Origin of the sequence: Sedimentitalea todarodis, assembly GCF_032595355.1 — a bacterium.
Taxonomy (GTDB): domain Bacteria; phylum Pseudomonadota; class Alphaproteobacteria; order Rhodobacterales; family Rhodobacteraceae; genus Sedimentitalea; species Sedimentitalea todarodis.
Window position 1 is genome coordinate 167,815 of sequence record NZ_JASMWN010000004.1, and the last position, 18,790, is coordinate 186,604.

Below are 18,790 nucleotides of genomic sequence, written 5' to 3' on the forward strand. Positions count from 1 at the left end.
CTAATGAAGTTGCTGGTGCACCGTATCGGTCAATTGATTGAGGGAGAACGGTTTTGGCAGAAAGACAGAGTTTGGAACCGCGGGCTGCGCATCACCAAACGCGCCCTCTGCATACCCCGATACAAAGACCACCCGCACGTCGGGCCGCTCTTTCAGAGCTTCTCGCACCCAGCTTGGTCCGTCCATTCCGGGCATAACCACATCGGTTACAAAGACATTCACGTTCAACCCGGGATCCTCAAGTGTCTTCAGGGCTTCTTCGGCTGACTCCGCCTCGAGCACCGTATACCCGCGCAGCCGCAGGGCACGCGATGCAAATGCCCTCACGGGTGCTTCATCCTCGACCAGCAGAATCACGCCCTCACCCTGTTTCGCGGTCGGTTGCGGGATGGCTTTCGCAACCTCGGGCACAGATTCGGCCTCGGCCTCATGCACCGGAAAGAACAGCGTGAACACCGTGCCGTTTCCGACCGTGCTGTCGACGAAGATAAAGCCGCCCGTCTGCTTTACGATCCCATATGCCGTCGACAATCCGAGCCCCGTGCCCTCGCCCGTCCTCTTGGTTGTATAAAAGGGTTCGAATATCTTTTGTAGCATCTCCGGTGCGATGCCCGCGCCTTCGTCGCTGACCTTGACGGTCACATAGGACCCGGCGGGAACGGTTGCACGGTCCCGCATCAGCGGTGTTTTCAGCGTGGTGATTTCCGTCTCGATCCTGATTTCGCCACCGGACGGCATCGCATCCCGCGCGTTGACGACCAAGTTCATCAAGACCTGCTCCAATTGCCGTTTGTCCGCTCTGATCGGGTTCAGGACCGGATCGTGGCTCAGCGTCAGTGTCACCTTTTCTCCGACGAGCCGGTTCAGCAGGTGCGTCAGGTCGGACAAGGTGTCGCGCAAATCCAGCACTTCGGGGCGCAGCGTCTGCTTGCGAGAGAACGCGAGCAATTGGCTGACAAGAGCCGCCGCCCGGTTCGCGTTCTGGTTTATCTGCACCAGATCGCCATAGTCCTGATCGCCCTGATCATGTCGCAACAGCAGTAGGTCGCAATGTCCCGAGATCGCCGTGAGCAGATTGTTGAAATCATGCGCGACTCCTCCGGCCAGCTGACCTATCGCCTGCATCTTCTGACTTTGCACAAATTGCGCCTCGAGCGTCTTCAATTCGGTCGCGTCATTCAGAACCGCAATCAGGAGCGGCTCACCATTCTCCGTGACCAGACTCAGCGTGACCTGAACAAACACCTCCCTGTCCTTGCGGCTCACCCGCAGGAACTCTGAATTCTTTTGCGCATTGCCTGAGATCGTTTCCTGCAACCAATCCGAAATCGGTCTGCCCAGCCCTTCCATGGTCTGCCCCAACTTCAGACCCTCGGCGCTTTCAACACCCAACAGGCCGATTGCCATCTGGTTTGCCAACAGTATCCGGCCATCGGTTGCGACTTTGATCATCGGCACCGGTAGCGTTTCAAAGACGATATCATGCCCCTGCCCGTCAGGCGCCTCGGAGGGCAGAAAGTAGAGCTCTCGCCGGCCTGCGAAACTGTTGTTCTCTGCGACCATGACATCGATGGGACCATCCTTGGCGCTCAACCTGTTCAGCGTGCCGGGCCTTACCGGGAGCGATGCAAATAGCCGGTCCAGCGATTTGGCGCGCGTTCCTATCAAGGCGCGCGCCGCATCATTCATGAACAGCACCGCCCCGGACCGACCGGTCGTGATCATCGGAACCGGCAATGACTCCGCACTGCGCGTGCCCGGCGAACGCTCCGGCATATCTTCCAGACGCCAAAGAAAATCGGACTCGCCAACAAGGTGCACCGACAGGCGAACATGGCCCCTGCGCGTCAAGAGATCTTCGCGCGCCGCACCATCGAGGCGAGCGCGGCATTGCAGCCGGTAGAGGACGGCAGAGGGGTTCGCGAACATGATCCGCAATGTGCCCGCCAGCGTTTCGCTTTGCGTATCGGCAAAGCGCGTTGTGGCGGCTGTATTGCTGACCCGGATTTCGCCGTCTTCGTCCGCGACAAAGCTGGGCGAAGAATCCCGTTCAATCAGGGACGAAAGCACCTTGGTTTCCGCGCGATCGGATTTGACGAAGGCGATGTTCCGCACCGCAAAGATCACCGATATTGCCAACAGTGTCGCCGACGCAGCCAGTAAGCTCTGCGAAATCAACCCGCCCGGCATCACAAACAGCCCGACTGCGCCCAACGCGCAGGCGAATCCCACGACGATGCCAATGCGAGCGCCCTCTGGAAGATGGGCCTCCAGAAAGGGCTGAAATGGCACATGGCGGCTGTTCACACGACGACTCCCAAACCTGAATTCGCTACCGCTACTCTCGTGGCCTACGGGTTAAACCAGACTTAACGTGCAAACATTATCGTTTAGGTTGTTTAGATACTCGGCGTATCCCGCGTCAAGTGTGCAGTGTAGAAGCCATCTGTTCCGTGCTGCATTGTCCACTGCTGTTGAACAGCGAGCCGCCAGCCACCGTTCTGTTTCAGGAAACGCTCTATCTGGCCTTGGTTTTCGTCACGCAGCACCGAGCAGGTCGCATAAGCCAGCAGACCGTCATCGGCCACCATTCCGGACACGGTCTCAAGGATCTCGACCTGTATGCCGCAGAGCTCTTGCAGCCCGGTTTCATCCAGACGCCACTTGCCCTCAGGTGCGCGCCGCCAGGCACCGCTGCCGGAGCAGGGGGCATCGCACAGGACCAAATCGAACGGACCCGCCTGTTTCAGATCACTGCTTGGAATTGCCGAAATCGTCGCGCCCGCGCGCGCCGCCCGTGCCGGAAGATCGCGCATTCTATCGGGTGCTACATCATGGGCAAAAATCTCAACCCGCGCCCGTGACGCCATGGCCAGCGCCTTGCCGCCCCCACCTGCACAGTAATCGAGAACGCGCATGCCGTCACGCAAGGGCAGTGCCTCTACCACCGCCTGGCTGGCCGCATCCTGCAGTTCCACCAATCCGGTTTGATAGGCTTCCGATTGCCGCAACCGGCGCGCACCTTCGGTGATTTCAAGCGCCGTGGACGCCGCAGGGTGCGATATCGTTGCAATTCCGTCCTGTAACAACCGGTCCTGTGCCTGAGGCACATCCCCTTTGGCGAGGTTCACCCTGAGATGGACTGGCGCACGGTCTTGCAAAGCCTTTGCACAGGCCTCGCTTTCCTCGGAGAGGCTTTCTGTAAACCGGGGCCAAAGCCAGTCCGGAATATCCAGTGCTTCTGGCCCCGGATCCGGGTCCTGCCCTGCCGAACGCTCTGCGTCCGTCAAGCCTGCAGGCGCATAGGCAACGCCCGTAAAAACTGTCTCCGGATCGCTGCCCGCATGACGCATGGCGCCCAACATCAGACCACGCCCGTTCCGTGCCCCCCCGAGTGCTGCGAATGACCGCATCCGGCGCATGACGTCGAAAACGTGATCCCGCACCGCAACACGATCCTTGGACCCGGCATAGCGACTGCGGCGCGACCAGCCGGTCAATGCCTGCTCAGCCGCTTTTCCGGCCAGTATCTCGTCGAGGATCTCGATCGCGGCCTGCACCCGCGCCGCAGGCGTCATGGATCACGTCCCCCCTTGGCATCCACTCGCAGGGTCATGATCTTGCTACACGCCCACACGATAATTCGGCGACTCACGGGTGATCTGCACGTCATGCACATGGCTCTCCTTGAGCCCTGCACCAGTGATCTTGACGAATGTACAGTTCCTGCGCATCTCGTCCACCGTGGCGCATCCGGTATAGCCCATCGCCGCGCGCAAGCCACCGACCAGTTGGTGAATGACCGCACCGGCACTGCCCTTGTAAGGGACCTGCCCTTCGATCCCTTCGGGCACAAGCTTGTCGCTCGCCGCATCCTTCTGGAAATACCGGTCGGCAGAACCACGCGCCATCGCACCAAGCGACCCCATGCCACGATAACTCTTGAAGCTTCGGCCTTGGTACAGAATGACCTCTCCCGGAGACTCGTCGGTGCCTGCGATCATGCTGCCGACCATTGCACAGGAGGCCCCGGCCGCAATCGCCTTGGCGAAATCGCCCGAAAACTTGATGCCGCCATCGGCGATCACCGGAACATCGCCGGCGCCCGCAGCACAATCCATGATTGCCGTCAGCTGTGGAACTCCAACGCCCGCAACCATGCGTGTGGTACAGATGCTGCCCGGCCCGATCCCGACCTTGATCGCATCCGCACCCGCCCCGATCAGCGCCCGCGTTGCCTCGGCGGTTGCGACATTGCCTGCCACGATCTGCACTTCGTTGGACAGGTTCTTGGCCCGTTCGACTGCATGGGAAACACCTTCGGAGTGACCATGGGCCGTGTCGATCACGATCATGTCCGCCCCGGCATCGACCAGCGCCTGCGCGCGTTCGAACCCGGCGTCGCCCACAGTGCTGGCCGCCGCCACGCGCAACCGGCCCAAATGGTCCTTGCAGGCCGTCGGGTTCAGCACCGCCTGTTCGGTATCCTTGAGCGTCAGCAGACCGGTGAGCTTGCCCTTGGCATCGCTCACCAGCAGCTTTTCGATCCGCCGCGCCTTCATCAGGCTGATCGCTTCGTCGCGATCTGCCGGTTCCCGCAAGATGGCCAGATTGTCAGACGTCATCATGACCCGGACCGGCGTGCTGTCATCGGTCGCAAAGCGCATGTCCCGATTGGTCACGATCCCGACGACGCGCCCCGCTTTGTCCACCACGGGAAACCCGGTTACCCGGTATCTTTCCTGCAGGGCCTTGGCATCCGCCAGCGTTTGATCCGCACCCAGTGTGATCGGATTGTAGACGATCCCGCTCTCGAACCGCTTGACCCGGCGCACTTCCTCGGCCTGCGCCTCGATCGACAGATTGCGATGCACCACGCCCATGCCGCCGGCCTGCGCCATGGCAATGGCCATGCGCGCCTCGGTCACCGTGTCCATTGCACTGGACAAGAGCGGAATATTCATCTGAATGGTCTGCGTCACCCTTGTTGCGGTACTGGCCGTCGAGGGCAGTACATTGCTGGCCGCCGGGACCAGCAGAACGTCATCAAAGGTGAGGGCCTCGCGAATCTCCATCGTCACTCTCCGTGGATATCTCGTTTGGCGCTTCCCTATGGCATGGTTGGCGGATGGGGAAAAGGGTTCACACAGTATATTGTGCCCCCCAACGCTCTTTTCCACCCGACCCGGCGCTTTGACACCGCCACTTCAAACCGAATGACGCAGGCGCATCAGAAATTGCCGTTACCCGTGTTTCGCTTTACACAGCGCCGACTATGGTGACCCAAGCTGACACACAAGGTGGATCTGCGGCATGCAAAACGACCCTCTCGTGATCTTTACCCCATCCGGAAAACGCGGGCGCTTCCCGGCTGGCACACCGATCCTGACCGCCGCGCGCCAACTCGGCGTCGACCTCGACAGCGTTTGTGGCGGCCGCGGCATTTGCAGCAAATGCCAGATCACCCCAAGCTATGGTGAATTCCCCAAACATGGCGTCACTGTCGCGGCCGACGCCCTGACAGCATGGAATGCAGTTGAAGAGAGGTATCGCTCCAAACGCGGAATGATCGAGGGGCGCCGCCTTGGCTGCCAGGCCCAGGTGCAGAGAGATATCGTGATCGACGTGCCGCCGGAAAGCCAGGTGCACAAACAGGTGGTCCGCAAACGGGCCGAAGCCCGCGACATCGTCCTCGATCCCTCCGTCAAACTCTACTACGTCGAGGTCGCGGAACCCGACATGCATGACCCGACCGGCGATCTTGAGCGCCTGCGCAACGCGCTGCGCGAGCAATGGGACGTGACTGACCTGCAGATCGATCTGGCGACGCTGCAAGCACTTCAGCCCGTGCTGCGCAAGGGCGGGTGGAAAGTGACCTGCGCGGTTCACCTCGGCTCGCGCGCCTACCGGCCCCGCATCATGCAGGTCTGGCCGGGGTTTCACGACGCCCCGATCTACGGCCTTGCTGTCGATCTTGGCTCCACCACCATTGCGGCCCATCTTTGCAACATGCAAACCGGAGAGGTCGTGGCCTCGTCCGGGATCATGAACCCCCAGATACGGTATGGCGAAGACCTGATGAGCCGGGTCAGCTATTCGATGATGAACGCAGGCGGTGCCGCGGAAATGACGGCCGCGGTACGGGCCGGAATGAACACCCTGTTCGATCAGATTGCGTCAGAGGCCGGGATTGACAAGACCGAAATCATGGATGCCGTGTTTGTCTGCAATCCGGTCATGCACCACCTGTTTCTGGGTGTCGATCCGTTCGAACTGGGACAGGCGCCGTTTGCGCTGGCCACGTCGGATGCGCTGAACCTGACTGCCGCCGAGATGGATCTGAAACTGCACCCGAGCGCGCGCATCTACCTGTTGCCCTGTATTGCCGGACATGTCGGTGCGGATGCCGCCGCGGTGGCCTTGTCAGAGGCGCCTGACAAATCCGAAGACCTCGTTCTGGTTGTCGATGTGGGCACGAATGCGGAAATCCTGCTGGGCAACAAGGACAAGGTTCTTGCCTGTTCCTCGCCCACCGGCCCCGCCTTTGAGGGAGCCCAGATCTCCTCGGGCCAGCGCGCCGCCCCCGGAGCCATCGAGCGTGCCGAAATAGACCCCGTCACCAAAGAACCGCGCTTTCGGGTTATCGGCAGCGAGATCTGGTCCGACGAAGAGGGGTTCGCCGAAGTCATCGCCACGACCGGAATCACCGGCATTTGCGGATCGGGCATCATCGAACTGGTCGCCGAAATGCGGATGGCGGGGATCGTTGATGGGCCAGGCCTAATCGGTTCTGCGGAACAGACCGGCAGCGACCGCTGTATCCTCGACGGGCGCACCTATTCCTATCTGATCTGGGATGGCACCGCCGATGGCGGGCCGCGCATCACCGTCACCAACCGGGATATCCGCGAAATTCAGATGGCCAAGGCCGCGCTGTATTCCGGCGCGCGCCTGCTGATGGACAAGTTCGAGGTCGATCATGTCGACCGTATCGTGCTGGCCGGTGCGTTTGGAGCGCATATCAGCCCCAAACACGCGATGGTTCTGGGCATGATCCCCGACGCGCCGCTCGACAAGGTGACTTCGGCAGGGAACGCCGCCGGAACCGGCGCACGGATCGCGCTCTTGAACCGCAAGGCAAGGGACGAGATCGAACAGACGGTCCGGGCGATTCACAAGATCGAAACCGCGATCGAGCCACGCTTTCAGGAGCATTTCGTGAATGCCTCCAACATCCCCAACGCGATAGAACCCTATCCGATCCTGAACAGCATCGTGACGCTGCCGACCGTGAACTTCAATCAGAGCGGTCGGGAAACCCAGTCGCGCGAACGCCGGCGGCGGCGGCGCGAAGAGTGAAACCTTTTTGTCCAGTATGCGATAGAGCAAACGAGGACAGGGAAAGGACAATTAGTGAAGCGGCTATTTCCCTCATTGCCAGAGAACGCAGGCTTGGCCGAGGTATTCCAGACCTTTCCTGACACCATCAAACCACTACTGGAATATCATGATGCCCTGTTGCGCTCGGACAGCCCGCTTAGCATCGCGCAACGGGAACTGATTGCGGCCTATGTCTCCGGGCTTAACGCTTGTGCCTTTTGCTTTGGAGCGCATGTGATCATGGCGCGGGCCTTTGGCATATCGCCCGAAACGATCGAAGCCTTGATGGACGATCCTGACGCGGCACCGGTCGAAGCCGAGATGAGGCCCATTCTGGCCTATGTCGCAAAGCTGACCAACGCGCCCGCCACCATGACCGAGGCCGATGCCCAGGCGGTCTATGATGTCGGCTGGAGCGAACGGGCGCTGTTTGACGCGATTCAGACCTGTGCGCTCTTCAACTTCATGAACCGTATTCTCGAAGGCACCGGTGTGACCGCCTACCCGCTTGACCCGGATGCCCTCACCGAGGACGACCTGACCGCCCGTCGTACCGTGACCTATGGTGACTGGCGCCGCAGGATCGGCGTGCTGGACTGACCCACGGGTCCGGTATGCCGGACTTGCCAATCCGTCAGGAACGGTCATTCTGTGGGCATTGATCCAGTGATTGTACAAGGCCCGGCATGCAAACCCGCAAAATCATTATCTGCATCGACGGCACCGGGAACCGGGTCGGAGACAACGAAAGCAACATTCTCAAGCTCTACAAGGGCCTTGCGCAGTCAGACAGGCAGATCGTTCATTACGTGCCCGGTGTCGGCACGATGGACGGGCCGCACCTCTTTGGCTCTACCTTGGTGCGCAAGACCAAGGCACTGGCCGGGCTGGCCTTTGGCATGGGGCTCGAGGACGATGTGCTCGACGCCTATCGCTTTCTCTGCCGCACCTATCAAAGTGCCTCTGACAAGCGAAAGGCCGCAAATGCCGACCGTGCGGCGCTGCGGGACGCCGCGCGCAAACTCGGATTGAAATCCCCGCGCAAGACCCCCTCGCTACCAGAAGCGGAGGATGACCAGATCTATATCTTCGGGTTCTCGCGCGGTGCCTATGCCGCCCGGATCCTCGCCGGGTTCATCCACAATTTCGGTCTGGTCGATCCCGCACGGTTGCACATGATCACCGAAGCGTTCCGCGCCTACCGGATCGTGACAGAGCATGACCGCGGAGAGCCCAATGCCGTGGTCTTCAAGGCGTTGCGCCAATATGAAACCGTGCTGCGCCCCAATGGCCGGGTCCCGATCCGATGCCTCGGTCTGTTTGATACGGTGGCCTCGATGGTTCGACTGAACAGACCGCTGTCGTCGCTGTTCAAGTATCGCAGCCCGATGGAACTCAGCACCCATGCCAACGTCGAGCGCAACCCGTCGGTGCGCATCGTCCTGCATGCTATGGCCGTCGATGAACGGCGCAGCATGTTCCGTCCACTGCGTTGGCAGAAGAGCGAATATTACGGCAACCGATTCCGGCAGCCCCAGCAGCAACGCACGCAATTTGTTCACCAGCGATGGTTCCCCGGCTATCATTCCGACGTCGGTGGATCGCCCCGCGAAAACTTCAGCGGCATTGGCAAGATCACCCTGCTCTGGATGCTCAAAGAATTGCGGCGCATGGACCATCTTGCGTGGAAGGAGGACACCGCGCTTGATCCTCCCAAACCGGGCGAACGCCGGATGAAACCGATGCATGGCGTTCAGGTCAAGTCACGTTATCGCAGCGGTTTCCTGGAAGGCAAAGATCAGAAGCGTCGCACACCGGATGGTCAACGCTATGCCAAGCCGGATGCGCTTGCGCCGCTGCATGACTCGATGTCGCTGGCGTGGGCGCCTCTTGAGATTTTTCCCAAGACCACATTGCGGCGACAGTGGCACAACCGTCCCGGATGGTGTTGGTACCTGCCCCTGTCCGAGCCGCGTGTCATCGAAAAGGACGATACGATCGACGACTCGGTTTATGACCGCATGCGCCGCTGGCGGTTTTATCGGCCGGTAAATCTGCCGAAAGAGTAGGATGTCGCTGGCTGTGCGACTGTGCCGACCGCCGCTGACGCGCCCCACTCAATAGGGCGCATCAGTTTTGTCAGTTCGATCAGGCGGATGCGTCTTGCGGAATACGCAGAACCTGTCCGGGATAGATTTTGTCGGGGTGGCTCAGCATCGGCTTGTTTGCCTCAAATATCTCGGTGTAGCGGTTTGCGCTTCCGAGCGTCTTCTTGGCAATCGCAGACAGGGTATCGCCCCGTTCCACCGTGTGAAAAACGGTATCCGAACCATCGCCATCATCCTGGACACTGGCAACGCCACTCACGTTGCCGACGGCCAGAACGATCTTTTCGCGTGTTTCCTGATCGACGCCCTCACCGACCACTTTCACCGCGTCCCCTTCGACCGAGATATCCAATCCAGAGGTATCCAGACCCAGATCGGTCACTTCATTCTTCAGCACTTCGGCATCCGGCGCATCATCGCCACCAAAAAGGCTCTTGCCCGAATCCTTGACGAAACTCCACAAACCCATAGCGATCTCCAATTCTTGTTGTTGTGTTGCGTATGTCGCTGACAACGGACGCGCTCACAAGTGGGAAAACACGCGTGTTTTCGTCATTCCAGGGTTCGTCACTCAGGTCGCCTTGCGGGTTGCCAGCAGCAGGCTGGTTTCACTTGTGCTGACCCCGTCAAATCGCCGGATCTTCCCCAATGCCGCATCCAGCCCCTCCAGCGTCTCGGTGCCCAACTCAACGATCACATCCCATCGCCCGTTGGTGGAATGGACGGCCCGGACCTCGGGCAATCCCTGCAACTGACGCACGACCCGTTCGGTTCCACGCCCTTCGATCCCGATCATCATCAAACCGCGAACCGGATCGCGCAGCGTGTCCTCTTTCATCACCACCGTGAACCCCAGGATCTGACCGCTCTGCTGCAGGCGATCAATCCGCGATCGCACGGTGGTGCGCGACAGGTTCAAGGTCAGCGCGAGTTCTGACAGGGAAGCACGTGCATTGTGGCGCAGCGCCGCGATCAGACGTTCGTCCGTTTTGTCCAAAATGCCCTCCGTTTCGATATTTTATCGTACTAAATGCGCAAAACATCGACTATCATCAAGACCGATATGGAACTTAAACACAGGCATTCCAATCTTGCGAGGCTTTCATGACACGTAAAACCTGTATTCTGATCGGTGCCCCTGTAGATAGCGGCAAGGACCGACGTGGTTGCCTGATGGGACCCGATGCCTATCGAACCGCGGGCCTGTCCGAGGCGCTCTCCGATCTGGGCCACAAGGTTCAGGACATGGGCAATCTCACCCCCGCCACTCATGCGCCCGACACCGGCGAAAGCAAGCTGGTGCGCCCGAACGAAACCGTCGGCTGGACCAATCGCCTGATCCGCGTTGCCGAAGACGCCATGGGCCGTGGTCTGCCGATCTTCATGGGCGGCGATCATTCCCTGTCATTGGGCAGCGTCGCAGGTGTTGCCAACCACGCCGCAACGAAGGACCGCCCGCTCTTCGTCCTCTGGCTGGATGCGCACAGTGACTATCACACTCCGGAAACCACAGGTTCCGGCAATCTGCATGGCACCCCGCTGGGATATGTCACCGGGCGTTCGGGGTTTGGCGGATTTCCGGCAATCACCAACCCGGTGCCGCAGGAAAACATCTGCATCATCGGGCTGCGTTCGGTCGATGCCGCCGAAAGACAGGCCCTGCAGCAGACTGCCATTCGGCGCCACGACATGCGCTCGATTGACGAGACCGGGATCGCGGCCCCGCTGGCGGCCTTCCTCGATCACGTCGCCGCCGCAAACGGGCTGCTCCATGTCAGCCTGGACGTCGATTTCCTCGATCCGATGATCGCCCCTGCGGTCGGCACCACCGTCCCCGGAGGCGCCACCATGCGCGAGGCCCATCTGGTCATGGAGATGATCTGTGACAGTGATCTCATGACGTCGCTCGATCTCGTGGAATTGAACCCGTTTCTTGACGATCACGGCCGCACCGCCATGGTGATGGTGGACCTTGCCGCCTCGTCGCTCGGCCGTCGCGTCTTTGATCGTCCAACCTGAGAGCCACGGCAATGACCCTGCAAGCCCCCTCTTCCGTGATCATGGTGCGCCCACACGCGTTTCAGTCGAACCCGGAAACCCGTGCCGACAATGCGTTTCAGACCGCCTTGCCCCTGACAGAGGATGATGTCGCCGCCCTGGCGCGCGACGAGTTCGACGCCGCCGTTGCCCGGCTGCGCAAGGCCGGGGTCACCGTGCATGTCTTCGAGGATACCGGCAACGAGACCCCGGATTCGGTGTTTCCAAACAACTGGTTCTCGACCCATGCCGGTGGCCATGTCGCGGTCTATCCGATGTTTGCCGCAAACCGCCGTCGCGAGCGCCGCTGGGATGTGATCGACCTGCTGAAACGAGATTATCGCGTGCAGGACGTGATCGACTATTCCGGTCTGGAAGCTGATGATCTTGCGCTGGAAGGTACCGGTGCCATGGTTCTGGATCACGCCGAGCGTGTCGCCTACGTGGCCCGCAGCAAACGTGCGGATCCGGTCCTGCTGGAACGGTTCTGCACCCATTTCGGCTTTGAGCCGATCGTTTTTGACGCCGTCGATGCCAGCGGGGCGCCGATCTATCACACCAACGTTCTGATGACGATCGGTACCGCCTATGCGCTTGTCGGACTGAACCTGATAGCGAACGAGACACGCCGCGCGACCGTGGCGGCCCGCCTGGCCGAAGCCGGCCGCGACGTGATCGATCTCAGCGCGGATCAAATCGCCAACTTTGCCGGCAATGCCATCGAACTGACGGGGCGCGATGGCCCGGTGCTGGTGCTCTCCGCCCGCGCGCTTGCATCGCTGCACGACGACCAGATCAACCTGATTTCCCGCAGCGCCAGCCTGTTGCCACTGGACCTGCCCACCATCGAAACCGCCGGAGGCTCGGCCCGCTGCATGATCGCGGGCGTCCATCTGGCCCGACGCTGAAAGACACGACATGACCCAACCCTCTGACAAGGCCCTCGTGCCATTCGTTTCCGTCGATCACATGATGCAGCTGATCCACCACATCGGTATCGAACCGATGCTGTGCGGGCTGGCCGACTATATAGAATCCGATTTCAAACGCTGGGAGCTGTTTGACAAGACTCCGCGCGTGGCCAGCCATTCCGCCGAAGGAGTGATCGAACTTATGCCAACTTCGGATGGCGAGGTCTATGGCTTCAAATACGTCAACGGCCACCCCAAGAACACCGCCGAGGGGCTGCAAACCGTCACCGCCTTCGGCCTTCTGGCGGACGTGGCCTCGGGCTACCCGGTGTTGCTGACGGAAATGACCATTCTGACCGCGATGCGCACGGCCGCCACCAGCGCCATGGTCGCCAGGCACCTTGCCCCCAAAGGCGCAGACACGATGGCGATGATCGGCAACGGCGCACAATCGGAATTCCAGACCCTCGCGATGAAGGCGATCTGCGGGCTGAAATCCGTGCGCCTCTATGACACCGACCCTGCCGCAACAGCCAAATGCGCCGCCAATCTGGCGAACCATGGCATCAACGTCGTCAGCTGTGCGTCACCGGAGGACGCCATCGAAGGCGCGCAAATCCTGACCACCTGCACCGCAGACAAGCAATATGCGACCATCCTGACCGACAACATGGTCGGCGCGGGCGTCCATATCAACGCCATCGGCGGCGACTGTCCGGGTAAGACGGAACTGGCCCCGGCGATTCTGCATCGCTCTGACATCTTTGTCGAATTCCCACCACAAACCCGCATCGAAGGCGAGATTCAACAGCTTGATCCCGAACACCCCGTCACCGAATTATGGAAGGTCATTTCCGGCACGGCCAAGGGGCGCACCTCGGATCGGCAGATCACCCTGTTTGATTCAGTCGGTTTTGCGATCGAGGATTTCTCCGCCCTGCGTTATGTCCGCGATCAACTGCCCCCAACGGGTCTCTACCACCCGCTCGACCTTCTGGCCGACCCGGACGACCCGCGTGACCTCTTTGGCATGGTGCACCGCGCCAGCACCTAGGGCGCACATTATTCGGCCTTTGCGGGCTTCTCTCACAAAGGCAATTCCCATTCGAACCTAGTCCATCCTCGCGCCGTTGACACATCGTCGGAACGGCCTTATGCATAGTTTGTTATGATATAACATAACATGATCTGATCAACTCCGACTCTATACAAAGGCCCAGATGATGCACAGAAAAATGTTCCAGACCTTCGGTCGTCTTGCCGCAGTCGCCGTGCTGGCGATCGGTGCCCAGGCGCATGTCGCGCACAGCGCGTCAGACAAGTCCCACAGCCACGACCACAAGGCGGATGATATCTATCGCGGATATTTTGACGACGCACAGATCAAAGAACGCACGCTTGCCGATTGGCAGGGCGACTGGCAATCGATCTACGCCCATCTTCTGGACGGCGCACTGGACGCGGTCATGGCGCACAAGGCCGAAGAGAGCGAAAAAACCGCCGAGGAGTATCGCACCTACTACGAAACCGGCTATCGCACCGATGTTGACCGCATCGTGATCGAAGGCGACGACGTGACTTTCCACGAAGGCAATGAACACGTGCAGGCGCGCTATGCAAGCGACGGCTACGAAATCCTGGCTTATGAGAAAGGCAACCGAGGGGTCCGCTATATCTTTTCGAAGGTCGCCGGGGATGCCGAGGCACCGGAGTACATTCAGTTCAGCGACCACCATATCGCGCCCGAAACCGTCGGGCATTACCACCTCTACTGGGGTGATGACCGTGCCAAGGTGCTGACCGAACTGACCAACTGGCCCACATACTTCCCCTCCGGCATGACCGGCAAGGAGATCGCCGCCGACATGCTCGCGCATTGATGCGACGTTCGCGCCGAGGCCGGATCAACAAGGCGTGCGTGCCCGGTTGTTTCGGCCCCGGCGCATTGTCCCCTGACCTTGGGATTGGCCCCATTCGTCCGGGCCACCCCCGCAGCCGGTCCATCGCGCGATTTTCTTGGTCGGGCCGACGGATCAGGCTTCCAGTTCCGCATCCCAATAGAGGAAATCCATCCAACTGTCGTGCAGGTGGTTGGGCGGGAACTTGCGGCCCATGTTGCGCAGCTCTTCGGCGCCAGGCTGGCGCGGGGGTTTGCGCAGGGACAGGCCGGTACGATGCAACGCCTTGGATCCCTTCTTGAGGTTGCAGGGCGAACAGGCCGCCACCACGTTCTGCCAGCTGGTCACGCCTCCGCTCGCACGCGGCACCACGTGGTCAAAGGTCAGATCACCCTTGCCGCCGCAGTACTGGCAGCGGAATTCGTCCCGCAGAAACAAATTAAAGCGCGTGAAGGCCACGCGCTTTTGAGGTTTGACATAGTCCTTCAGCACCACCACCGAAGGTATTCGAATACTGGTACTCGGACTGCGAACCACCTCGTCATACTCGGCAACGATATCAACCCGATCAAGCCATGCGGCCTTGATCGCGTCCTGCCAGCACCAGAGGCTGAGCGGGTAATAGGACAAGGGGCGATAGTCGGCATTCAGGACCAATGCCGGGTGCTGGCGCAACGCACCAGGTGCTCTTACAAAATCCGTCCTGAATTCAGCGTTCATGGGTGACTCCGTCCTCGCCCTGCCTGCCTGTTTCCCGACACCAGAGCGGGGAACCCGCCCCGAATTGAGGATGACTATATATCGTGGTTGGAACCTGACAAGTCCTGTTTTTCCACAATATGTCGCCATCGATTCAACCGTATGCTGCAAGTGCAAGGTAACTCAGACATGACAGTTGTCCACAAAGCAGCCCCCCGCCCTGTTGCGCCCGCATGAATCTGCACTGTAGGACGGGCCCATGACCCGTCTCATCCGATTCAACAAACCCTTTGATGTGCTGTCGCAATTTACCGATTCAGGCACGATCGGCAGCCCGCGCCGCACCTTGTCGGACTTCATCGACCTGCCCGGTGTCTATCCCGCCGGGCGGCTCGATCGTGACAGCGAAGGTTTGATGCTGCTGACCGACGATGGCCGGTTGCAGGCGCGCATCTCCGATCCTCGACACAAGATGGAGAAAACCTATTGGGCGCAGGTCGAAGGCAATCCGGATGAAGCCGCAATCGCCGCGTTACGTGCCGGTGTCACGCTGAAAGACGGACCAACCCGCCCAGCAAAGGCCCGCCGCATCGAGGCACCCGCAGGGCTTTGGCCGCGCGTCCCGCCGATCCGGGTGCGCAAGTCGGTGCCGGATTGCTGGATCGAACTCGCCATTTCCGAAGGTCGCAACCGGCAGGTCCGGCGCATGACCGCAGCGGTCGGCCACCCGACGCTGCGTCTGATCCGTGCGCGTATCGGACCCTGGACACTCGATGGGCTGGGCCCCGGAGAATGGGGTGAAGCGGACGCTGACAGATGGTCGCGTCGCTGATAACATACGTGCATGACCACCACCAACCTGCCCCCTGCTGCCGCACCCGGCGCGATCCTCGAAACGGCATTATATGTCGATGATCTGGATGCCGCGACGACGTTTTACGAGGGTCTGCTGGGGCTTGAAGCTTTCCAGACAGTTCCCGGCCGTCACGTGTTCTTTCGGATTGGCGCGGCGGTGCTGCTTGTGTTCAATCCGGATGCAACCGGTACACCGTCGCAGAATCCGCGTCTGCCAGTGCCGCCTCATGGCGCGCGCGGGCCAGGTCACCTGTGCTTTGCGATGCCGCGCCAACAAATCGACGCGATGCGCGCGCGCCTGATCGCGGCCGGTATTGCGGTGGAAACAGAGTTCGACTGGCCCAACGGTGCCCATTCGCTTTATGTGCGTGACCCGGCGGACAATTCGGTCGAGTTTGCAGAGCCTTGGCTGTGGGAATGATCCAAGCCTAGATCGATACGCGTTCGCCCGCGTCAAACTTCACGATTTCCCTGGAAATGACGCCGATCTCGCCCAGGGCCTCGCGAAAGGCCGCCATATGCGGGGCCTCGGAATGCGCCTGCAAGGCGGCATCGTCGGACCATTCCTCGTAGACGCGGAACCGGTGCGGCGCTTCGACCTGTTGCGAGAACTCGTAGACGTGGCACCCGGATTCCTTTCGGGTTTCTACCATCATCTTGGTCGCCGCAGCCTGTGCAGATCCGATACGGTCGGGATTGATTTCTATGATACCGGTGACGATCAGCATGGTTGGTCCTCCCCTAAAGACTCAACTTGTCGCGCATGAAGGCGAGCGCCACGCTCAGCCCGTCTGGCGCGATCCCATGGGCGGTGCCCTTCATCACGTGGGCATAGACGTCCTGCCAACCGGCCTCCTGCAACGCCTCGGCGGCCTGTGGCAGTGATTGAGGCGGCACCACATCGTCCTGATCACCGTGAACAAGCAAGATCGGCGGTCGCACGACTACCTCATCCGCAAGTGTTTCCGGTGACAGCAACCGCCCGGAGAACCCGACAATCCCCGCAACCGCATCCTCGCGGCGCGGCCCGACATAGAGCGCCATCATCGTGCCTTGCGAAAACCCGAAGAGAACCACCTGTTCCGGCAAGACGTCCTCGTCCACCATCAACGCATCCAGAAATGCGTTCAGGTCGTCGACCGCCGACGTCATGCCGCGCATCGCTTCTTCTTCGCTCGACCCGTCGATCCAGGGAATGGGGAACCACTGGTAGGCATTCGGCATGCCGTCAATGGTCTCGGGCGCGTCCGGCGCGACAAACAGCGTATCCGGCAGATGTTCGCCCAATGGATCGGCCAGACCCAGCAGGTCGGCTCCGTTGGCGCCGTAGCCATGCAGGAACACGACAACCGATCGTGTGGTGCCCGAAAGCGGCTCTTTGCGGCCAGCAGTCAATACGCGCGTCATGAAACCCTCATCCCTGTTTGCCGCAGGCTGCCGCAAGACGGCGAGCAGCGACCTGCAATTGCATGGTTTTGGCACGCAGGTCCGCGCCTGACAAGGCAATTGGGGATCCACTGCCAAGCGACACCCGGCCCTTTCGGTTATTGCGCAGTTTATCAGAAGTTTGAATAATAGGACTGGATTGTACGCCCAAGGTGCGCAACGGTATTTCCAAACGATGACGGGGGGATGGCCGTGAAACGACTACCGCACTACCTGACAATTGGTTTGCTTCTGAGCGGGGCGACGATGGCGCAGGCCCAGAGCGAGGCGACAACGGACGCCGCTCCAAACGACGCTCTGTTGACACAGGCAGAGATCGAAACGCTGGTCGCGCCAGTGGCCTTGTATCCGGATACGCTCCTGATGCAGATCCTTGTCGCATCGACCTATCCGCTCGAGATCGTGAAGGCCGACAACCTTCTCACCAAGAATGCCGGTGCTGACAGTGCGACGCTGGAAAGCGCCATCGATGCCGCAGGGTATGATCCCAGCGTCGGAGTGCTCGCCACTGCCTTTCCCGAAGTCGTCACGGACATGGCCGAGCATGTGGAGTGGACCGAAGCCATGGGCGACGCGATGCTGGCGCAGAGCGACGATGTGATGAGCGGCATCCAGACGATGCGGCAGCAGGCGATCGACTCCGGTGCGCTGATCAGCGGTGCGGCGCAAACCGTCGAGGTCAATAACGAGGATGAGGTAATCATCCAGCCGACAGATCCCGAAGTTGTCTATGTCCCGCAATACGACCCCCAGGTTGTCTACGCGGACAACGGCAGTGATGTGGGTGATATCGTCATGGCCGGCGCGATCGCCTTTGGCACCTATGCTGTAATGGATGCCATTTTTGACACTAATGATCCATGGAACGACTATTGGGGCTGCCGCAACTGCGGCGGCTGGAGTGGCAACCCGATCATCCGCAATCCGAATATTGATATCGATGTCGACGGCAACGTGAACATTGGCAATGAAATTGATCTGGGCGACCGGGAATGGAAACCGGACGACAAGCGCAGAAAGGATGCGAAAGACAAGATTGCCGACAGAAAAGGCCCCGGCGGCGCAACCACGCTGCCGGTCAGGAAAGGCGACAACCGCGGGGATGCCATGCGCGCCAACCTCGCGCAGAAATCCGGCGCGGCCGACATCAGCCGTCCGGGCGCAGCCGGCAAGTTGCCACAGGTCAATCGCCCTTCGGCGCGGCCTGCAAATATCAAGCATGACGCTATCTCCAAGACCCGTCCCGGGGCGGGCAAGGCATCGGTCAACAGACCCGCATCCAAGCGACCGGCCATCAAGAAACCTGCGGCGGCAAGGCCAGCCGGCGGAAGCCACAAGGTCACAAGAAAAGCGCCACACAAAGCATCAGCGATGCAAAAACGTGCCCCGTCGCACAAGGCCCGCGCGGCCTCGCATCGCGGTGGCGGTGGCGGTCACCGGAGACGGAGGTAAGATC

At 60.5% G+C, this 18,790-nt stretch carries 18 protein-coding genes; 10 read left to right on the plus strand and 8 right to left on the minus strand.

Annotation, left to right across the window (positions count from 1 at the left end; all coding sequences use genetic code 11):
• From QO231_RS07620 to guaB, 3 genes are all read right to left on the minus strand, one after another.
• Positions 1–2,307, minus strand: a complete 2,307-nt coding sequence (locus tag QO231_RS07620) for an ATP-binding protein (RefSeq protein WP_394356582.1) — start codon at positions 2,305–2,307, stop codon at positions 1–3.
• Between the two features lie 92 nt (positions 2,308–2,399).
• Positions 2,400–3,578 carry an RsmB/NOP family class I SAM-dependent RNA methyltransferase gene (locus tag QO231_RS07625; RefSeq protein ID WP_316774827.1) on the minus strand — a complete coding sequence of 393 codons (1,179 nt, stop codon included), beginning with the start codon at positions 3,576–3,578 and terminating at the stop codon, positions 2,400–2,402.
• Between the two features lie 45 nt (positions 3,579–3,623).
• The gene (gene guaB, locus QO231_RS07630; protein WP_316774829.1) at positions 3,624–5,075 is read right to left on the minus strand and encodes an IMP dehydrogenase; all 1,452 of its coding nucleotides are present in this window, start codon (positions 5,073–5,075) and stop codon (positions 3,624–3,626) included.
• Between the two features lie 238 nt (positions 5,076–5,313).
• Here guaB and QO231_RS07635 point away from each other — a divergent pair, with 238 nt between their 5' ends.
• The 3 genes from QO231_RS07635 (at position 5,314) to QO231_RS07645 (ending at position 9,449) form a co-directional block, all read left to right on the plus strand.
• Complete coding sequence (locus tag QO231_RS07635) at positions 5,314–7,359, plus strand: ASKHA domain-containing protein (RefSeq protein WP_316774832.1); 2,046 nt, start codon at positions 5,314–5,316, stop codon at positions 7,357–7,359.
• 54 nt (positions 7,360–7,413) lie between these two features.
• Positions 7,414–7,980 carry a carboxymuconolactone decarboxylase family protein gene (locus QO231_RS07640; protein WP_316774834.1) on the plus strand — a complete coding sequence of 189 codons (567 nt, stop codon included), beginning with the start codon at positions 7,414–7,416 and terminating at the stop codon, positions 7,978–7,980.
• A gap of 86 nt (positions 7,981–8,066) precedes the next feature.
• On the plus strand, positions 8,067–9,449 hold the full coding sequence (locus QO231_RS07645; protein WP_316774835.1) for a T6SS phospholipase effector Tle1-like catalytic domain-containing protein: 1,383 nt from the start codon (positions 8,067–8,069) through the stop codon (positions 9,447–9,449).
• A 79-nt stretch (positions 9,450–9,528) separates the two neighbouring features.
• Here the strand turns inward: QO231_RS07645 and lysM are convergent, their stop codons facing one another.
• Positions 9,529–9,957, minus strand: coding sequence for a peptidoglycan-binding protein LysM (gene lysM / locus QO231_RS07650; RefSeq protein ID WP_316774837.1), 429 nt, complete (start codon positions 9,955–9,957; stop codon positions 9,529–9,531).
• 102 nt (positions 9,958–10,059) lie between these two features.
• A complete protein-coding gene (locus QO231_RS07655) occupies positions 10,060–10,485 on the minus strand; it encodes an Lrp/AsnC family transcriptional regulator (protein WP_316774840.1) in 426 nt (141 codons plus the stop codon).
• A 107-nt stretch (positions 10,486–10,592) separates the two neighbouring features.
• On the opposite strand from QO231_RS07655, the gene rocF reads away from it, so the two are divergent.
• From rocF to QO231_RS07675, 4 genes are all read left to right on the plus strand, one after another.
• Positions 10,593–11,507 carry an arginase gene (gene rocF, locus QO231_RS07660; RefSeq protein WP_316774842.1) on the plus strand — a complete coding sequence of 305 codons (915 nt, stop codon included), beginning with the start codon at positions 10,593–10,595 and terminating at the stop codon, positions 11,505–11,507.
• Positions 11,508–11,518: 11 nt separating this feature from the next.
• Positions 11,519–12,433 (plus strand): citrulline utilization hydrolase CtlX, encoded by a 915-nt coding sequence (ctlX, locus tag QO231_RS07665; RefSeq protein ID WP_316774844.1) that lies wholly within the window; start codon positions 11,519–11,521, stop codon positions 12,431–12,433.
• Positions 12,434–12,443: 10 nt separating this feature from the next.
• The gene (locus QO231_RS07670; protein WP_316774846.1) at positions 12,444–13,490 is read left to right on the plus strand and encodes an ornithine cyclodeaminase; all 1,047 of its coding nucleotides are present in this window, start codon (positions 12,444–12,446) and stop codon (positions 13,488–13,490) included.
• A gap of 169 nt (positions 13,491–13,659) precedes the next feature.
• Positions 13,660–14,316: a ZinT family metal-binding protein gene (locus QO231_RS07675; protein WP_394356586.1), complete on the plus strand. Its 657-nt coding sequence runs from the start codon at positions 13,660–13,662 to the stop codon at positions 14,314–14,316.
• A 153-nt stretch (positions 14,317–14,469) separates the two neighbouring features.
• Here the strand turns inward: QO231_RS07675 and QO231_RS07680 are convergent, their stop codons facing one another.
• Positions 14,470–15,054 carry an HNH endonuclease gene (locus QO231_RS07680; protein WP_316774849.1) on the minus strand — a complete coding sequence of 195 codons (585 nt, stop codon included), beginning with the start codon at positions 15,052–15,054 and terminating at the stop codon, positions 14,470–14,472.
• Between the two features lie 238 nt (positions 15,055–15,292).
• On the opposite strand from QO231_RS07680, the gene QO231_RS07685 reads away from it, so the two are divergent.
• The gene (locus QO231_RS07685; RefSeq protein ID WP_316774850.1) at positions 15,293–15,865 is read left to right on the plus strand and encodes a pseudouridine synthase; all 573 of its coding nucleotides are present in this window, start codon (positions 15,293–15,295) and stop codon (positions 15,863–15,865) included.
• Between the two features lie 12 nt (positions 15,866–15,877).
• Positions 15,878–16,309, plus strand: a complete 432-nt coding sequence (locus QO231_RS07690; RefSeq protein WP_316774851.1) for a VOC family protein — start codon at positions 15,878–15,880, stop codon at positions 16,307–16,309.
• A gap of 7 nt (positions 16,310–16,316) precedes the next feature.
• Here QO231_RS07690 and QO231_RS07695 read toward each other — a convergent pair whose 3' ends face one another.
• Positions 16,317–16,616, minus strand: coding sequence for a putative quinol monooxygenase (locus QO231_RS07695; RefSeq protein ID WP_316774853.1), 300 nt, complete (start codon positions 16,614–16,616; stop codon positions 16,317–16,319).
• Positions 16,617–16,629: 13 nt separating this feature from the next.
• The gene (locus QO231_RS07700) at positions 16,630–17,295 is read right to left on the minus strand and encodes an alpha/beta hydrolase (protein WP_316774855.1); all 666 of its coding nucleotides are present in this window, start codon (positions 17,293–17,295) and stop codon (positions 16,630–16,632) included.
• A gap of 231 nt (positions 17,296–17,526) precedes the next feature.
• Between QO231_RS07700 and QO231_RS07705 the strand changes: the two genes are divergently transcribed.
• Positions 17,527–18,786 carry a DUF3300 domain-containing protein gene (locus tag QO231_RS07705; protein ID WP_316774857.1) on the plus strand — a complete coding sequence of 420 codons (1,260 nt, stop codon included), beginning with the start codon at positions 17,527–17,529 and terminating at the stop codon, positions 18,784–18,786.
• Positions 18,787–18,790: the final 4 nt, after the last annotated feature.